An 18,561-nucleotide genomic window follows, 5' to 3' on the forward strand; every position below is an offset into this window, starting at 1 on the left:
AAGTAAGACTGTATATCATAATCAATGCCTTGCATCATATCGTATACAGCTTGTCCTTTCATACGATCGTCTACATATGTATTAAAATTATCATTATATTGTTTTAAAATATTCGATGCGTATTGCACTGTTTCAACATCACTTGATGCATTACTAATTAATTTACCGTATGCAGATACTACTGTATCTTGCTCATTTGTTCCAAGCTTAAAGTTTGGATTTTTTGCGATTGCTTTTAAAGCCGGTAAACATTTGTCCTGGAAGCTTCTTTCATTTAAAGCGCTTAATTCATTATTATAAAATGCAAGATAAAAAGCTGAACGTAACACTTCAGTAAACGTTTGAATTCCTTTTGAATCATCTTTCGTAAATGTACTACCTCTATGGGCTAATTCGTCTATAATTACTTGCATTTTTCCGTTATCTTTATAAAAGGCTTTTGCATCTTCATTAAACTGGAATAAGTCTGTAATTTGATGCCACTTAATACTGCCTAACGTTTCAACTAACTCTTGATCATTCATTTTGTTTAAATCAGCCATTGAATAGCTTTCTTTAGCTTGCTTTACTGCCGAGTTCTTCGTAATAGATGCTGGTCGCTGTGAAAAATCTCCTACTTTTAAACGTTCTTGAAATGATAATGTTTCTTCGGCTTTAGAAGTGTGTCCAATCTCATCTACTGGTTTTTCAATTCCAACTGGTTTCGAATGCAATACATTATATGGCACCTTTTCTTCTGCTGATACATTCGTTTGAATTGCTCCTAACGATAGCGCCATTGTACTAATACTAAGCATCATTTTATTAATCTTTGATTTCTTGTTCATATCATTGCCCCCTATTTATATATTCCATTCACGAAATTAACATATTATCTGGATAAAAAGATGTAAAATGCAATATTTCATATTATTTCTTCATACAATTTGAACGTATCGTGAACGAAAAGTACTTACAATTTCCGCTACAGTTTCTCCATTATTTTAGTGATTAAAACATCCTCGTATCCATATCCTTCTCCTATTCAAAAAGACCTTATCATAAGCATATTTCAACATGAAATTGCTATGATAAGGTCTTCTCAAATAATTATATATTTTTTGTAATAATAAGATAAAACGTTATTTATTTCTTAAATACTCTCTTTCTAAATACAAACATACTTAATGCTGAAAGAACAAATGCTAATCCAGAAAATAAACTCGATGTGTTAGCTTGACTACCAGTTGCTGCTAAAGACTTCTGATTTTCCTCTTGCTTATTAGCTTGTTGCTTATTTGAAACTTTTTCTTGCGTACTCTCTTGTCCTACCACCTTCACCGGTCCAACTTGATTATCCCCTTTTGGCTCTTGATTCAATCCAGTTGTTGATTCTTTTACCTCTTCTTTTGTACCTTCAACTTCTTTTACTTCTTCTTTCGTTTCTTCAACTTCTTTTATCGGCTCTTTTACTTCTTCTTTTGTTTCTTCAACTTCTTTTACTGGTTCTTTCACTTCTTCTTTTGTACCTTCAACTTCTTTTACTTCTTCTTTCACTTCTTCTTTTGTACCTTCAACTTCTTTTACCGGTTCTTTTACTTCTTCTTTCGTTTCTTCAACTTCTTTTACTGGCTCTTTTACTTCTTCTTTCGTTTCTTCAACTTCTTTTACTGGTTCTTTCACTTCTTCTTTTTCAACTATATTTTGGATTACCGTTCCGTTAAAACTTATACTAATTTCATCAGAATCTAAATCAAATTTATATACCTTTTCACCTGGGGTACTCCATTTTATTACTCCGTTATTAAGCGTTCCGCCCTCACCTGTCATTTTGATATTGTCAATAGCTTCTCCTTCTAAGTCATATACAGGGACTTGAATTTCTTCATTTACTTTTGCTTCATCTAAAATGATTGTTTGTCTCCCGACATCAATTGAAAACCACTGCCCTAATTGTATTAGCGGTCTTACATCACAAATCTCATTCCCTGCTAAATTCAAGCTAAGTAAGTCCAGCATTGAACCAATAACCGTTACATCTTTAATATGATTGTCTGCAAGATTTAACCACTGTAAGTTTTTTAATGAAGATAACGGTGTTATATCTTCAATTTGATTATGAGATACATTCACAATATTTAATTGTTTCAAATTTGAGATGAACTCAATATTTTTCAAGCCTACTCCTTCTAAAGTGAGGTTTTCTAAGTTCGTCATGTACTCTAAACCTGTTACATCTTTTATCTCTTTTCCTTTTTCTTTAAGTATCTCTAATGTTTTAATCTGTAATAAATCTTCTTTTGTTATAGGAGCGTTTAAATTCTCTCTACCTAAATTCTCTTTATTAATATGTTGTTGTAAATGTTTATCCAGGATTACATTTTGACTTTCTTTTTGTTTTTCAACTATTTTCTGGACAACCATCCCATTAAATCTTATTTTACTTTCACCAGAGCTTGTATCTAATCTAAATTCATATGTTTTTTCTCCAGGACTATTCCATTTTATAAATCCATTATTCAGAATGGCCCCCTCACTTTTTAAATTGATATTTTGAAGTGGCTCCCCTTTAAGATTGTATATTGGAATTTGTATTTCTTCATCTACGCTTGCTTCATCTAAAAAGATTTTTTGTCGTTGAATATCAATTGAAATTCGCTTACCCAATTCCTCAACAGGCCTTACGTCAGCAATTTCATTCGCTCCTAGGTTCATCTCATGTAAATCTGTTAAATTACTCAGCGGTGATATATCAGAGATATAATTCTCTTCTAAATTCAGTACTTGTAATTTTCCTAATTTAGATAATGGTGATATATCTTTTATTTCACTATCAGCAATTTCTAGTTCAATAAGATTACTCATTTTACTAATAGATTCAACATTACTAATTTTATTGTTCCCTATCCATAATAGTTCCACATTACTTAATTGGTTAATTCCAGTAAGATCACTGATTTGATTATTGGCTAAGTATAACTGTTTCATAGTTGATAATGTAAATAATGGCTGGATGTCTTCAATGTTATTACCAACTAAATCTAATGTTTTAATTTTTTTCATTTTACTTAATGGTGTAAGATCAGAAATTTTATTATCTCTTAAAAAAAGCATATTAATATTCTCTAACTGCTCAATTGGATGAATATTTTTAATTGGATTAGAAGTTAAATCTACGTACTTCAAATCTCTCAGTTTCGAGATGGCTGATATATCTGTTACATTAGATTCTCTTAACGTCAACTTCTCTAAATTTGTCATATGTTCTAAACCAGCTATTTCATTTATTCCTTCACCTGAATAAATGGATAATGTTTTAATCTTTAATAAATCTTCCTTAGTTATTGGATCATTTATATTTTCTCTATTTAAATTATGTTTATTAATATGCCTTTGTAATTGCTTATCTAATATTACATTTCCGCTTTCATCTTGTTGTTCCACTTTATCCTCTTTATTTTCCTTTTCTGGAACATTGTTTTCTAAATTTAAAGCATTTACTTCAAACTGTACTTGATATTTATTATCATAGGCCATCGTTGGAATATAAATATGCATTTGCATATTATATCTTTTTCCCAATTCCCCAACTTCAAATTGAATAACCTTCGTTCCATTTTTCTTTTTGTCTTCTGATATAACCTTTACATCATGAAACACACCAGGAGTATGAATATCCTCTGTTTTCAAGTATTGGAAGAAATCGCTATCACTTAACGTTGCTGTTACAATTTTCTTTCCATTCTCAATGGTTAATTTCGGATCCTTTATATAAACAGCTGCCATAGACTCTTCATTCGTTTTATCTTTATATGCTTTAATAACAGCGTCATATGTACCATCTTCTAAACCTTGTCCCGTTTTATTCGCCTCAATTGCTACCGCCGCTAAAGCAGGTGTCGAATACACAGCAAATGGAAGTGATAACGCCGCCGCTATAATCATTGCATTTATATGTTTTTTTTTATTTTTTTTCAACTTTACATCTCCTCCAATATATATAATTCAAAATGTAATCATTTCTTGAATAAATGATAATGATTTTCATTATCATTGTCAACTAAAAAAATAAAAAGTTTACAAAAAAATAATCCCTTTTAAAAGGGATTATGCCATTTTCTCTCCTGATTCTTCTTTAAAAAAGCTCTTCATCGCATGGAATACGTCTGCTTTTTGCTTTAAAATATAATATCTAAAGTTCTCATCTTTAATATTTTTATAGGCTGACATAAGCGTACTATGGCGGTTGTACTGATTCACTTCCCCATACCCAAACATATTACATTTCTTCATCAGCTCCTCAACAAGCTTTACACATCTCGCATTATCTGATGTTAAATTATCACCGTCTGAAAAATGGAATGGATAAATATTATAGCGGTCTGGTGAATATTTATTATCGATAAGCTCTAATGCCTTTTTATACACGGAAGAACATATCGTTCCGCCACTTTCTCCTTTTGAGAAAAATTCTTCTTCTGTAACAACTTTCGCTTCTGTATGATGAGCAATAAATTCAATATCAACTGTTTCATACTTTGTACGTAAAAATCTTGTCATCCAGAAAAAGAAGCTACGTGCCATATGCTTCTCCCATATTCCCATCGATCCACTCGTATCCATCATCGCTAATACAACAGCTTTTGAATCTGGCTTTAACACTTCATTCCAAGTACGGAACTTTAAATCCTCTTGGTGAATTGGATGGAAAGACGCTTTACCACGCATTGCATTTCGTTTATATGCAGATATCATCGTTCGTTTCTTATCAATATTTCCCCATAGTCCTGTTTTTCTAATGTCATTAAATTCAATATGTTCAATCCGGTTTTCATCCATTTCTTTTCTCTTTAAATTAGGAAGCTCTAGCTCTTTGAAAAACGCTTGCTCTAATTCTAAAATAGAAACTTCAGCTTCATAATAATCTTCTCCAGCTGCATCTCCTGCACCTTGACCTTTTCCTGGGCCTTTTTGCTTTTGACCACCTGATCCATCTCTCGCAACGACATCACCAACTTTGCTATCACCAGTTCCTTGCCCAACGTGTTTGTTTTTATCATAATTGTACCGAATCTTATATTCATCTAAAGAACGAATTGGTATTTTTACAACATCCTTGCCATTAGACATAACAATGCTTTCTTCTGTTACAAGATCGGGTAAATTATTCTTAATTGCCTCTTGTACTTTTTCTTGATGGCGCTGTTGGTCGTCATATCCTTTGCGATGGAGGGACCAGTTTTCCTGTGAAATCGTATAATTTGGTTGATTTTCTTCGCTCATTCCTTTCCCTCCTTACTGTAATTGTCTTTCTCTATGAACAGCAATCTATAAATTTTGTTCTATAATGTTCAAGCTAAAATATTTGAAAGGTAACTGCCCATCGAAAATCACCCCATAAACATATATAACGTTTTACATACAATACTCCGAGCATCCTAAACAAAATTTTGCCACTCACATAATAGAAAGAAATATTCAGCCTCTGATAAGAAAGAAACACAATGCATTGTTGCACACATTTTCACTTTGCAACATATTGTATTGTGTTGGCTTTTTTCGTATGAATGGTTGGTTACTCTATCATATGCATATTGTAAAAATAATTGACAATAAATTCATGAAATTGCATCTTAATTTATTATATTTGGACAAGGTATGACACTTTACACATATGAATGGATAATAAAACGCTGTCCCGCAAAAAACAAGAGACAGCGTTTTGTTATCAAACTATCGATTTAGCAAGCTACCTACATAGCGTAATAATTCATTTGCCGAAGAAGAATTATAGCCATGCTCATCAATTAAACGTGCAACAACATCGTTGATTTTCTTAAGCTGATTTTCATCTGGTGTTTTCGTTGATGTTGTGATTTTCACGACATCTTTTAAATCAGCAAATAGCTTCTTCTGAATCGCTTCGCGAAGACGTTCATGCGAGTTATAATCGAAACGTTTTCCTTTACGCGCATAAGCAGAGATGCGAATTAAAATTTCTTCACGGAATGCTTTCTTCGCGTTTTCTGAAATTCCAATTTGTTCCTCAATTGAGCGCATTAGTTTTTCATCTGGGCTCATTTCTTCACCTGTTAATGGATCACGTAATTTCGATTTATTGCAATATGCTTCAACGTTATCTAAGTAATTATCCATAAGTGTCTTAGCCGATTCTTCGTATGAATATACGAATGCTTTTTGTACTTCTTTCTTAGCAATTTCATCATATTCTTTTCTTGCTAATGAAATGAAGTTCATATAGCGCTCACGATCTTCATTACTAATGGATGGATGCTGGTCTAATCCATCTTTTAAAGAACGAAGTACGTCTAGTGCATTAATAGATGGTACTTCTTTTCTAATAATTGTAGAAGAAATTCGGTTAATAACATAACGTGGGTCAATACCGCTCATACCTTCATCTTGGTATTCCCGTTGCAATTCTTCTACATCAATCGCATTATAACCCTCTACCATTTCACCATCATATAAACGCATCTTTTTGTTTAAATCAATATCTGGACGCTTCGGATCTTTTAAGCGAGTTAAAATTGTAAACATCGCTGCAACACGAAGTGTGTGTGGTGCAATATGCACATTCGATACATCACTTTCATGAATCATCTTCTCATAAATATGTTCCTCTTCACTCACTCGTAAATTGTATGGAACTGGCATTACAATAATTCTTGAATGCAATGCTTCATTTTTCTTATTTGCTATAAATGAGCGATACTCTGTTTCGTTCGTATGCGCTACAATTAATTCATCTGCTGAAATAAGCGCAAACCTTCCCGCTTTGAAATTACCTTCTTGCGTAAGCGATAATAAATGCCATAAAAACTTCTCATCGCATTTTAACATCTCTTGGAATTCCATCATCCCTCGGTTCGCCTTATTTAATTCTCCATCAAATCGATACGCACGAGGATCTGATTCTGAACCATATTCTGCAATTGTTGAAAAGTCTAGACTACCTGTTAAATCGGCAATATCTTGTGATTTTGGATCAGACGGGCTAAATGTACCAATCCCTGTACGACGATCTTCCGAGAAGAAAATACGCTCTACAACTACATCCTCAATTCTTGACCCATATTCTTGCTCTAGACGCATTACATTTAATGGTGATAAATTCCCTTCAATTCTCACTCCATACTCATCAAAGAAATCATCCCGTAAATGATGTGGAATTAAATGCAGTGGATCTTCGTGCATCGGGCAGCCTTTAATTGCAAAAATCGCTCCACGATCTGTACGTGAGTATGTTTCTAATCCTCGTTTCAACATCGTAACTAATGTTGATTTCCCTCCACTAACAGGACCCATTAATAATAAAATACGTTTTCTAACATCTAATCTTTTTGCAGACGGATGAAAATATTCTTCAACAAGACGCTCTAGTGCATCCTCTAGTCCAAACAGCTGATTACTAAAGAAATTATATTTTCTTCTACCATCAACTTCTTCAATTCCGGCATCTTTTATCATATTGTAAATGCGAGAGTGTGCTGTTTGAGCCACCCATGGTCTTTCTTTCACAAGCTCCAAATACTCCGCAAACGTACCTTCCCATTGTAAACGTTCTTCTGCTGCTCGATGCTGTTCAATCTTTTTTAGAATATCCATTATAGCTCCTCCCCCATCTCCTTGTTCAATCGGATTATTATAAAAGGTATGCTAGGATGTCCTTAAACATTCTTTAAATCAAAACGAAATATATAGTAGTGCTATAAAATTCTCTCCAAAATTCAAAGAAAATTCTGTATAATATAGGTATTAAAGTTTTCACACTGCTATTCATTATAAATAAATTCTTTTCTTCTAAGAACCTTACATACATTTCAATTCATAAATAGAATTCGTAAATCGAAAAAGTAGGGGGAATATTAATATGAAATTATTATTAATTTTAGGTGTATCACTCACATTTCTTACAGCTATTTTCACATCTGGTTACAACGATAAACCAGGTACACATAAAAAGTGATGTGCTTTTAGCACATCACTTTTTTCTTTATACATCATGTATAATACATATTTTCCACATCATATTTTGATAAAGGGCGACTATAATAATAACCTTGTACAATTTCTACATTTTTTCTCTTCAAAAACTGTATTTGTTCTGCTTTTTCTACTCCTTCTGCAATTACATTCAATTCTAATGTATGAGCTAAATGAATAATTGCAGCCGTAATATTCGTATCACGTTCATCTACATGTATACCTTCCATAAAAGAGCGATCAATTTTCAAAGTATCAATTGGATATGTTTTCAAATAACTTAAAGACGAATACCCTGTTCCAAAATCATCTAAATGAATCTTTAAATTTTGTTCTTTTAATTGTAGCAACACTCTCTTTGATATGTCTTTATGTATAAGGGCTCCTTCTGTCACCTCTATCGCTAATAGATGAGCTGGTACATTGTACTTATTTAAAGCACGTGTAATCATCTCTATTAATGTAATAGATCGAAAATGTCTAGCTGAAATATTAACTGCAATCGGAACCACTTCATACCCTTTATTTAACCATTCACGTATTTGCTGACACACTTGATTTACTACCCACTCATCAAGCTTAATAATAAATCCTGTTCTTTCTGCCAGTGGAATAAATTGATTGGGAGGGACAAATCCTAATTCTTTATTCTCCCATCTTATTAAAGCTTCCATACTAGCTATTTTTTTCGTTTCAATATTAACCTGCGGCTGGTAATATAAGAAAAATTCATTTTTCTCTATAGCACGATGTAACTGATTTTCCATTACAAACCTTTTCTCACGTTCACAATCTAATCCTTTACAATAAAAATGATAATGCCCTTTTCCTTTTTCCTTTGCTTTTTCCAAAGCAGCATCAACTCTTTGAAAAAGTATTTTTTCATCGGCTCCATCTGTTGGTGCCATTACAATTCCAATTGATGCACTTAAATACACGTCCTCTTCTTCAATTACAAAATGTTCACTAATCTTTTCTAATATGTTTTTTGCAACTTCCTCTACATATTCTTTCGTTATATTTTCTATTAACATAACAAATTGATCATCATGTTCTCTAAATAAATGCATACCTTCTATTTCTAGATTGCTTAAACATTCTGTAACTTTTTGTAATACTATATCTCCTTCTTTATGACCAAATGTATCATTAATAAGATGAAATTCATCCAAATCCATGAAAACTAGTGCAAGCTCTTTATTTTCATTTAAAAACTCATTTAGCTTGTTTGTGCATGAAATTCTATTCATTAAACCTGTTAATTGGTCATAATAAGCTAAGTATTCCGTCTTCATCTCATTTAATACTTGCCTTGTAACATCCCTCGTAACAATATACACCCCAACAATTTCACCGTTCACAATAATCGGGATTGTTCTCAAAGAAATATATAATTCATATCCTTCTTTATGAACATATTTCTTTGAAACAATTTGTTTTGCTCTCCCCTGTAAAGCTTCCTTAAATATAATTTGAAAGTCTTTTTCATATTCTTTAATAATAAAGTTAAAAATAAAGTTATTATTTAACTCTTCATATCGGTATCCAAATATTTCATACGTTGCCGGATTAGCATATGTAATTCTACCTATAGAATCTATAGATATAATGGAGTCATTATTATATTCTAGTAATGACTTAAATAACATTTGTTTTTCCTCTATCTCTGCTTTCTCCTCAATCTGAGCTGTAATATCCCTTGTAATACAAATAATAAATTGACATACCCCTTCTTCGTCGTATACAGGATTAACTGAAGACTCATAATGTAAATTACCAGTTGGGAAACTGATTACATCACAAAATGTGTGTGCTCTCGCCTCTCTCACCACTTTTGTATATTGCTCTTGTAATATTTTCACCTTTTCTCCTGATAACACTTCTGCAAATGTTTTTCCGTAACATTCTTCACTTAATCCAGCATAATCCATCCCTATTTTATTTATATAAATATATTTAAAGATCTCATCATCAATAACTTTCACAATAAATACTAAATCTTGAATAGCATGTAATAGTCCTTGTCTTATTAAATCCATATCTATCATACTTAAAAAGGTATTTTGATTGTTATATTGTTCCTTCATATTTATCTCAACCCGTCTTATCTATTTTTAATCATATATCCCATTCTATATGAATATGTACCTTTTTTAAAATGTATGACTACATATTATTTTTATTTATAAAAAAAGCCGCCTAATGGCGACTTTTAATAAACGATTTCTAAATCTAATCCTGGATAATTTTGTTGACGAAACGCTTCATAAATTAAAATTGCTGCTGTATTAGATAAATTTAATGAACGTACTTTATCCGTCATTGGAATACGTAAACAATGATCGAAGTTTTCTTCGATTACATTAGCTGGTAAGCCATTTGTTTCTCTTCCAAACACGAAATAATAATCCTTCTCACGTTTGCTATAATCAAATGCTGTATGAGCTTTCTCACCATACTTTGTTAAATAGAAGAATTCACCGTCTTTATTTTTCTCATAAAACTCTTCAATTGAATCGTAATACGTAACTTTTACGTGCTGCCAATAATCTAATCCTGCACGCTTTAACATTTTGTCATCCGTTGAAAACCCAAGCGGTCTAATCAAATGTAATTCTGTTCCAGTTGCTGCACAAGTACGTGCAATATTTCCTGTATTTGCTGGAATTTCTGGTTGATATAAAACAACATGTACGCCCACGCGATATTCACCTCTGTTTTTTGTCTACTACGTATTATACCACTTGAACGAAAAATCTCTACCCATTAATAATATGAAAGAATTTATATTTCATTTGTGGTGTGTATTTACTAGAGTCCTCATAACTCCAATAACGCCGCCGGCTATTTGCTGAATGTGCATTTACAAGTGGCATACCATCTGCGTCTTTTGCTACTACAATCGTCGTATGATTCCACCTACCGTCATCTTCGAAATCGTAAGCAATGACATCACCAAGAATAAGGTCTTCCGGCTTTTCTACAGTTTCTCCTCGCAGGCCAACTGTAGAACCTGACAAGTACCAGTAAAAAGAGTGTGCGACAGCCCAGCTCCAACTCCACTGGTTCTCCCTTTGCCACCAACCTTTACGAATATTAGGATATCCGTTCATTGGTACTTCTCCAGTATGAAGACATTGAGAAATAAAATTTGTACAATTATCAGGAAAATTGCGATACACTGGGTTTCGATCATCCCACCAACGCTCTGCATATTTTACTGCCTCTAAACGATTATACTGATAAGAACCGTGTTTCTCTTTCGTAACTTCTCTTTCTAATGTCTCACCTATTCCAATCTCTTCTGGCACTTCAATAGCATAATCACCTATTATCCGGCTATTATTTAAACAAACTCTTCGTTTTAATTGTTCCTCTTCGATATAAAATAATTCTTTATGCTTAATTAAATATTTAAAATGTACTTGATAATCAATTTCTTGATAATCACTACTATTTAGCTGTCTAATGAAAGAAACATCTGCTGTTGCTTTCACTATATCTGCACTACGTTTTTGAAACAATTGTTTCTTTCTTTGTGCTAGTTGTAATAAATCTTTAGCAATACCATCCACATTTGTTCGTTTCTCTGTTACATATGCTAAAAACTGTTGTACTTGTGTTTCAATATTTTCTTTTACAACCATTTCATCTCCCTCCCATATTACAATATGAAAAAGGGAGATATTATCTACTCTTTTTTCTGCGCTAACAATGCAAGCCCACGATTCATTTCATGAAGAACTTCTTCATCCTTTTCACGTTCCATCGCTTTCTCAATAGCTTCGCCTACTCCATCTCCACCAATTTTCCCAAGTGCCCACGCTGCTGTTCCGCGTAGTACTGGTCTTGGATCATCTTTCATAACACCGATTAAATCAGGAATTGCTGATGCTTCTTTAAAATGCGCCAATGCTAAAATCGCATTTCGTTGCAATGGCTTTTTACCTCTCCATGACCCTGACATAATCCCATATTTCTCTTTAAAATCACGATTACTAATTGTTAAAAGTGGTGTTAAGAGCGGTTTAACTAATTCAGGATCTGGCTCCATCTCAGGATGATTATGAAAATCCATTCCTTTATTTTTTGGACACACAGTCTGACACGTATCACATCCATATATACGATTTCCTATTTTATCGCGATATTCTTCAGGTAGGAACCCTTTCGTCTGTGTTAAAAAAGCAATACATTTCTTCGAATCTAACTGTCCACCCTGTATTAAAGCACCTGTAGGACAAACATCAATACATTTTGTACAGCTTCCACATTGATCTTCTATCGGCTGATCTGGTGGAAATGGAACGTTTGTAATTATTTCTCCCAAGTATACATACGAACCAAATTCAGGTGTAATAATAGCGCAGTTCTTACCACTCCATCCGATACCTGCACGTTCTGATACAGCACGATCGCTTAACTCACCTGTATCAACCATTGACTTCACTTCTATATCTGGAAGCTTTTCAATTAAATATGCCTCTAACTTTTGCAAACGATCTCGTAAAACAAGATGATAATCTTGTCCCCAAGAGGCACGACAAAAAATCCCACGGCGTTCTCCACGTTTACTTAATGGTGCGTTTTTTAATTTTGAAGGATACGCTAAAGCAATCGCAATAATTGATTTTGCACCTGGTAATAAAAGCTGTGGATTCGTTCTTTTTTCTATATCAGACTCTTCAAATCCAGATTGATAATTTAATTGTTGCTGCTGGATTAACCGCTGCTTTAGCTCCTCAAATGGAGAAGCACTCGCAAAGCCTATTTTATCTATACCAATTGTTTTACTATATGCAATTACATCTTGCTTTAATTGTTCAAAATCCATTCTTAATCGCCTCCTCAGATGAACCCATCCCTTATGTAACGACTATATTGGTTAGCAATTCACTTTTGGAATACTATTCTTTACTTCTATTTTCGCATACAATTATGCTTTTCAAACATTAAAAAACGCAATGCCTCGTTTATCTCAGAAACGAAACACTGCGTTGATCACAATTTATTAGAAAAACATTAAATAAAATTTGGAGCGGGTGAAGAGAATCGAACTCTCGACCAGAGCTTGGAAGGCTCTTGTTTTACCACTAAACTACACCCGCAAATATGAAATACATATAAGATATTAGAATAACTTATGTAAAGTAGTATAGCATGTAAAAAAAACGGAAGCAAGAATTTTATCGAAAAAAGTCGAAAAAGTGATGAGAGACCTCATCACTTTTTCAATTCTTTATCAATCGCCTTCTTCATACTATCGAAATCAGGATTTGCAAGATTCCCGTTTATATATACTGAAGGAGCACCTTGAACTTTTAATTTTTGAGCACGATCTGAATCTTTACGTACTTTTTCTTTTATTTCTTTACTGTGTAAATCTTTTTTAAACTGTTCTACATCAACTTTTGGAAGTTTCTCTTTCACAATGCTAAGAAGTAATTCTTCTGTAATCCATTCTTCCGTATCTTTCTTTTGACTTTGATAAATCTCATCATAGAAAGTCCAGAATGAATCTTTATCTTGTTTATAAATTGCTTCACCAGCTGCTGCGCCTAAATCAGAGTCTTTTCCAATAAATGGGAAGTTAATAAAATATAACTGCACTTTACCTTTATCAATATATTCTTCTTTTAATCGTGGTAATACCGTTACATCCCAAGTACGACATGCTGGGCATTTGAAGTCTCCAAATTCAACTACCTTAACCGGAGCATCATCTTTACCTAAAGATTGTTGCGTAGAATAAGCAAACATCTCATTCCCTTTATCTTTTTTGTCATTTATGATGCTATACGCAATTGTTCCGATTACAATCAATACTGCGATAGAAAAAACTACACCAAGAGCCATGAGTTTATTTGATTTCATATACATTCCTCTTTAAATTCATATTCTGTATACAGCATTGTACACAATACACATAATATCAACACTTATATACGTCACGCAATGAACACGCTCACATAAATTACAAAAACACAATAATTGTGACGATATTGTGTCACAATTTGTCACAATTTATTCAAAAAAAGAAGCTCCTATGCAAGAGCTTCTCTTAACTTACTGCTTTTTCACGCGCATTATTTAACATCGACTGCTCTGTTTTTATATCATGGCGAATTACTAATTTCTCACTAACTGCTTGCACATACTCATTATGATTGATATATCCTTCTTTTTCCATTAATCTCAAAACTACATTTCGTCTCTCGACCGCTTTATCATAATTTTGCGCAGGTGAGTAATAAGCAGGTGCTTTCACTACAGCAGCCATCATCGCACTTTCAGCCAACGTTAATTGGTTCACCGTTTTACCGAAGTAAAGGTTGGCTGCTTTTTCAATTCCCCATGCTCCTTCTCCGTAATAAATATTACTTACATACAATTTTAAAATTTCATCCTTCGTAAATGTACGTTCAATTTTTTTTGTATAAAAAATCTCTTTCCACTTACGAGAAAATGTACGTTCATTCGTTAAAAAAGCATTTTTCGATAATTGCTGTGTAATTGTGCTTCCTCCTTGCACAACACCACCAGCTTTTATATTCTCAACAGACGCCCTAATAATTGCTATATAATCTAAACCATTATGATGATAAAACCTTTTATCTTCTGTCGCGATAAATGCATGTGTTAATGATTCTGGCACCTCTAACTTAGGCGGTACATGTAATTTACTAATATCACTTTTCTCGATCATTATATTTCCAACGAATAATAACGTACAACTTAACAATAATAATAAAATAATGGCTTTATAAAAGAATTTAGTCATTGGATTTAATGCAACTTTTTGATGATAGTTCACTCTAGATAATACTCGTTCTTTCATCTTGAACACCTCTTTTCCACACAGCATATATATCTCTTAACTTAAGAATACCTTGTTGTAAAAAAATATCCCATCGATTTCTCTTACACCTACCTTACATCATTGTAAGGTATAAAAATGTATTGTATCACAGTCTTTTTTTATCTACTATTCATCTGAAATATTGAATATACATTATTTTAAAACATTCATAACAAACAGCAGCGTAGAAATTAAGAGCGTTATACTTCCTTGATTCCACTTTATTCTTTTATTATATCATCTATAAATTTCTATTTTTAAACATCTAGTAATCTAATTATATATGATATATCATAATTATACAGAACTAATGTTCTCGAAATCAATACTAGCTTTATTATCATTTTGACCTTTTTCTAAAGTAATATACATAAGAAAAGGGTAGCTATTTGAGATACACTCAAATAGCTACCCTTTTCTTACAACCTGCCTATAAGGTTATATGGCTGTACTTCCCACGTTTCGTATGGGATGAAATGCGCTGCTCTCATCGCATCAACTGTTCTTGATTTCATATGAGGACGCGTTATATACTCATCGATATTCTCTTCATTTAAAGCAATAAATTTAGCCTCTTGTATTTCTTCAGGTTGAATTTTTATATCACCACTCACATATGCCACTTTAAACACAACAGCTAAAATATGCATAGAAGCATTATAATAGACCCCTGTAATTCCGATAGGCTTCACCGATAATCCTGTTTCCTCTTTTATTTCCCTACAAACAGCTTGATCGAGTGCTTCTCCTTCTTCTACTTGTCCCCCAGGCATTTCCCACGTATCCGCTCGCCAATGTACTTTTGTTAAAAGCATCTCATTCTTTTCATTTGTTAAATAGCCTGCTACAGCAACGATATGCTTTGGTGTTTTATGCTCCATAGAAATACCTCCTAGAAATACAATCATTTAAAATACTATCTATAATCCTATTCCATAACTACAACAAAACACCTTTAAAACCTTATCATCTTAATTATTTCAATAAAAAAGACCCAGTTCGTTAAACGAAAGGGTCCTTTTTTATTATTCGCCTAAGTCTACGTTATGGTAAACTTGTTGTACATCTTCTAAATCTTCTAATGCATCAACCATTTTTTCAAATTGTACTTGAGCATCTTCAGGAAGTTCTACATCATTTTGTGCAAGCATTGTTAATTCTGCAACTGTAAATTCTTCAATACCAGCATCTTTAAGTGCAGATTGTACTGAGTGGAATTGATCAGGTTCAGCATAAACGATAACAGAATCTTCTTCTTCTAGAATGTCACGTGCATCTACATCTGCTTCCATTAAAATTTCAAGAACTTCATCTGATGTTTTACCTTCAAGACCGATAACAGCTGTCGCATCGAACATGTAAGCTACAGAACCATTTACGCCCATGTTACCACTGTTTTTGCTAAATGCAGCTCGTACATCTGCTGCGGTACGGTTTACGTTATTTGTAAGTGTATCTACAATTACCATAGATCCATTTGGTCCAAATCCTTCGTAACGAAGCTCATCATAGTTTTCTTCTGAACCGCCTTTTGCTTTTTCAATTGCACGATCAATAATTGTTCTTGGTACATTGTATGTTTTCGCACGCTCTAATACAACTCTTAACGTTTGGTTTGATTCAGGATCTGGCTCGCCTTGTTTTGCTGCCACATAAATTTCACGTCCAAATTTCGCGTATATACGGCTTGTATTTGCATCTTTTGATGCTTTTTTGTCTTTAATGTTGTTCCATTTACGGCCCATACTTTCACTCTCTTTCTCGTTTTAAATCTACATACAAATATTAATATGAAATATAATGTGTATTCAACACATTTTTAAAAGAAATATAAAAAGTTCACTTTTGATTCATATTACAGACATAATATAAATCATTATCATTTTGTTCTTTCGACAAGTTATATTATACATGAATTTTTACGTTTATTACGAATTTTAGCATCACATAATATAATTTAACAAAAAAGACTCTAACATTTCTGTTAGAGTCTTTTTACATCGTCGATACCGATTGTCCGGGCCGCACCGACACTCCCGAAGGAACACGATTTTGAGTCTTTCTAGGTGACATTTATATAGTTATATAGAGCGTTCCCCCTAAAATCCTTTATTTTAAAGTATTTTAAAAATTTTGATTTTCTTTAAACATGATGAATTAAAATGAAACGAAGCCAAAATGGAATCACAATAAATAACTGATACTTTTTACTTTCATTTCTCTCTTGATTAAAATTATCATATTTCATTTATTACTTTATTTCTCGCTAAACAATAAGAAAAAGGGAAAAATTACCACCTCATCCCCCTAATTACTTTTTATTGCTGTATAATTAAAACAGGAAAATAATTTTGGAGTTCAAAGATTTGAAGGATGGGGGAGAATTATGACACATTTACATGAAAAAAAAGCACATGGTCTTAAAGGGATAGGAGAAAAGCTAAACCCAACTATCTATCAAGTGAGATTCATGAAATTAGATGAACCAATTCAATTTGAGTCATTCCCTAAATTAAAGGAATTAGGGGAATGGTTGAGTACTTCAACGCAAATGTGGTCGTGCCACTCAACTATGTACAAGTACAACAGAGAAGAGTTTGAAAAGAAGTTTTTAGAAATTACAAAGTTAACAGTTGATAATGTGCTAATATCTACTGGTGGTGTCGGATTTAACTTCATGTCACCAGGGTGGAGAGATTCTCTATAAAATGAAACACTAAAGAGATAAAAATGAATGTTCATTTTTATCCCTTTAGTGTTTCACAGTTTGCTTTAACTGTATAGCATGAGCTTTGATAGTATTAGTCCTTATTTTGTAGTACGATGAAAACACAAAAAAACTCTATACAATTAGTATAGAGCCTGATGTTACGCCGTTCTTGATACCGATGGTCGGGGTCGAACCGACACTCCCGAAGGAACACGATTTTGAGTCGTGCGCGTCTGCCAATTCCGCCACATCGGCACAATAATAAAGGCGGCAACCGGATTTGAACCGGTGATAAAGGTTTTGCAGACCTCTGCCTTACCACTTGGCTATGCCGCCATATTTAATTTAATTGGAGCGGAAGACGGGATTCGAACCCGCGACCCCAACCTTGGCAAGGTTGTATTCTACCACTGAACTACTTCCGCAAAAATGGCTGGGCTAGCTGGATTCGAACCAGCGCATGACGGAGTCAAAGTCCGTTGCCTTACCGCTTGGCTATAGCCCATCGAATTCTTACTTAATTATATGTAAGTATCAATTAGATTATTTGTAATTTTAAAAATAAAAATGGGGCGACTGATGGGAATCGAACCCACGAATGCCGGAGCCACAATCCGGTGCGTTAACCACTTCGCCACAACCGCCATGTTGTGCAAATGTATTTGGCAGGGGCAGTAGGAATCGAACCCACACTGGAGGTTTTGGAGACCTCAGTTCTACCTTTAAACTATGCCCCTATGTAAATGGTGGAGGGGGGCAGATTCGAACTGCCGAACCCGAAGGAGCGGATTTACAGTCCGCCGCGTTTAGCCACTTCGCTACCCCTCCGAAACTTACATGGTGCCGGCTAGAGGACTTGAACCCCCAACCTACTGATTACAAGTCAGTTGCTCTACCAATTGAGCTAAGCCGGCGTATTGTATTAAGATAAATGGTGGCTCGGGACGGAATCGAACCGCCGACACGAGGATTTTCAGTCCTCTGCTCTACCGACTGAGCTACCGAG

13 protein-coding genes and 9 tRNA genes are annotated in these 18,561 nt (G+C 33.7%); 1 reads left to right on the forward strand and 21 read right to left on the reverse strand.

The features are described 5' to 3' along the window. From JDS92_RS25905 to JDS92_RS25965, 13 genes are all read right to left on the reverse strand, one after another. The coding region (locus tag JDS92_RS25905) for a M9 family metallopeptidase N-terminal domain-containing protein (protein ID WP_199632740.1) at positions 1 to 827 on the reverse strand (827 nt) is incomplete at its 3' end. A gap of 298 nt (positions 828 to 1,125) precedes the next feature. Continuing rightward, on the reverse strand, positions 1,126 to 3,957 hold the full coding sequence (locus tag JDS92_RS25910; RefSeq protein ID WP_097957562.1) for a leucine-rich repeat domain-containing protein: 2,832 nt from the start codon (positions 3,955 to 3,957) through the stop codon (positions 1,126 to 1,128). Between the two features lie 129 nt (positions 3,958 to 4,086). After that, the gene (gene yhbH, locus JDS92_RS25915; RefSeq protein ID WP_199632741.1) at positions 4,087 to 5,262 is read right to left on the reverse strand and encodes a sporulation protein YhbH; all 1,176 of its coding nucleotides are present in this window, start codon (positions 5,260 to 5,262) and stop codon (positions 4,087 to 4,089) included. Between the two features lie 450 nt (positions 5,263 to 5,712). Then, complete coding sequence (locus tag JDS92_RS25920; RefSeq protein WP_000353271.1) at positions 5,713 to 7,608, reverse strand: PrkA family serine protein kinase; 1,896 nt, start codon at positions 7,606 to 7,608, stop codon at positions 5,713 to 5,715. A 395-nt stretch (positions 7,609 to 8,003) separates the two neighbouring features. Then, positions 8,004 to 10,073 carry a sensor domain-containing protein gene (locus JDS92_RS25925; RefSeq protein WP_199632742.1) on the reverse strand — a complete coding sequence of 690 codons (2,070 nt, stop codon included), beginning with the start codon at positions 10,071 to 10,073 and terminating at the stop codon, positions 8,004 to 8,006. Between the two features lie 125 nt (positions 10,074 to 10,198). Beyond that, entirely contained in the window at positions 10,199 to 10,687 is a 489-nt protein-coding gene (gene trmL / locus JDS92_RS25930) for a tRNA (uridine(34)/cytosine(34)/5-carboxymethylaminomethyluridine(34)-2'-O)-methyltransferase TrmL (protein WP_000538149.1), read from the reverse strand. Positions 10,688 to 10,745: 58 nt separating this feature from the next. Further along, entirely contained in the window at positions 10,746 to 11,633 is an 888-nt protein-coding gene (locus JDS92_RS25935) for an amidase domain-containing protein (RefSeq protein ID WP_199632743.1), read from the reverse strand. Between the two features lie 44 nt (positions 11,634 to 11,677). After that, positions 11,678 to 12,820, reverse strand: a complete 1,143-nt coding sequence (gene queG / locus JDS92_RS25940) for a tRNA epoxyqueuosine(34) reductase QueG (protein WP_000345226.1) — start codon at positions 12,818 to 12,820, stop codon at positions 11,678 to 11,680. Between the two features lie 200 nt (positions 12,821 to 13,020). Next, a tRNA-Gly gene (locus JDS92_RS25945) sits at positions 13,021 to 13,094 on the reverse strand. Between the two features lie 115 nt (positions 13,095 to 13,209). Next, positions 13,210 to 13,860, reverse strand: a complete 651-nt coding sequence (locus JDS92_RS25950; RefSeq protein ID WP_000841321.1) for a DsbA family protein — start codon at positions 13,858 to 13,860, stop codon at positions 13,210 to 13,212. Between the two features lie 187 nt (positions 13,861 to 14,047). Further along, positions 14,048 to 14,824 carry a transglycosylase domain-containing protein gene (locus tag JDS92_RS25955; protein ID WP_199632744.1) on the reverse strand — a complete coding sequence of 259 codons (777 nt, stop codon included), beginning with the start codon at positions 14,822 to 14,824 and terminating at the stop codon, positions 14,048 to 14,050. Positions 14,825 to 15,264: 440 nt separating this feature from the next. Further along, complete coding sequence (locus JDS92_RS25960; protein ID WP_097957559.1) at positions 15,265 to 15,726, reverse strand: NUDIX hydrolase; 462 nt, start codon at positions 15,724 to 15,726, stop codon at positions 15,265 to 15,267. Between the two features lie 144 nt (positions 15,727 to 15,870). After that, entirely contained in the window at positions 15,871 to 16,590 is a 720-nt protein-coding gene (locus JDS92_RS25965) for a YebC/PmpR family DNA-binding transcriptional regulator (protein WP_000532958.1), read from the reverse strand. A 641-nt stretch (positions 16,591 to 17,231) separates the two neighbouring features. Between JDS92_RS25965 and JDS92_RS25970 the strand changes: the two genes are divergently transcribed. Beyond that, on the forward strand, positions 17,232 to 17,552 hold the full coding sequence (locus JDS92_RS25970) for a DUF3884 family protein (protein WP_097957556.1): 321 nt from the start codon (positions 17,232 to 17,234) through the stop codon (positions 17,550 to 17,552). A gap of 176 nt (positions 17,553 to 17,728) precedes the next feature. On the opposite strand, the gene JDS92_RS25975 is transcribed toward JDS92_RS25970, so the two are convergent. The 8 genes from JDS92_RS25975 to JDS92_RS26010 form a co-directional block, all read right to left on the reverse strand. After that, a tRNA-Leu gene (locus JDS92_RS25975) sits at positions 17,729 to 17,810 on the reverse strand. 10 nt (positions 17,811 to 17,820) lie between these two features. Then, positions 17,821 to 17,891: transfer RNA gene (locus JDS92_RS25980), tRNA-Cys, on the reverse strand. 14 nt (positions 17,892 to 17,905) lie between these two features. Further along, positions 17,906 to 17,980: transfer RNA gene (locus tag JDS92_RS25985), tRNA-Gly, on the reverse strand. A gap of 5 nt (positions 17,981 to 17,985) precedes the next feature. Beyond that, positions 17,986 to 18,060, reverse strand: a tRNA-Gln gene (locus tag JDS92_RS25990). Positions 18,061 to 18,123: 63 nt separating this feature from the next. Next, a tRNA-His gene (locus tag JDS92_RS25995) sits at positions 18,124 to 18,199 on the reverse strand. 19 nt (positions 18,200 to 18,218) lie between these two features. Then, positions 18,219 to 18,292, reverse strand: a tRNA-Trp gene (locus JDS92_RS26000). A gap of 7 nt (positions 18,293 to 18,299) precedes the next feature. Next, positions 18,300 to 18,383 (reverse strand) — tRNA-Tyr (locus JDS92_RS26005). Positions 18,384 to 18,393: 10 nt separating this feature from the next. Beyond that, positions 18,394 to 18,469: transfer RNA gene (locus JDS92_RS26010), tRNA-Thr, on the reverse strand. Between the last annotated feature and the right edge of the window lie 92 nt (positions 18,470 to 18,561).

It is taken from the genome of Bacillus cereus group sp. N12, assembly GCF_016483575.1.
Lineage (GTDB): Bacteria > Bacillota > Bacilli > Bacillales > Bacillaceae_G > Bacillus_A > Bacillus_A toyonensis.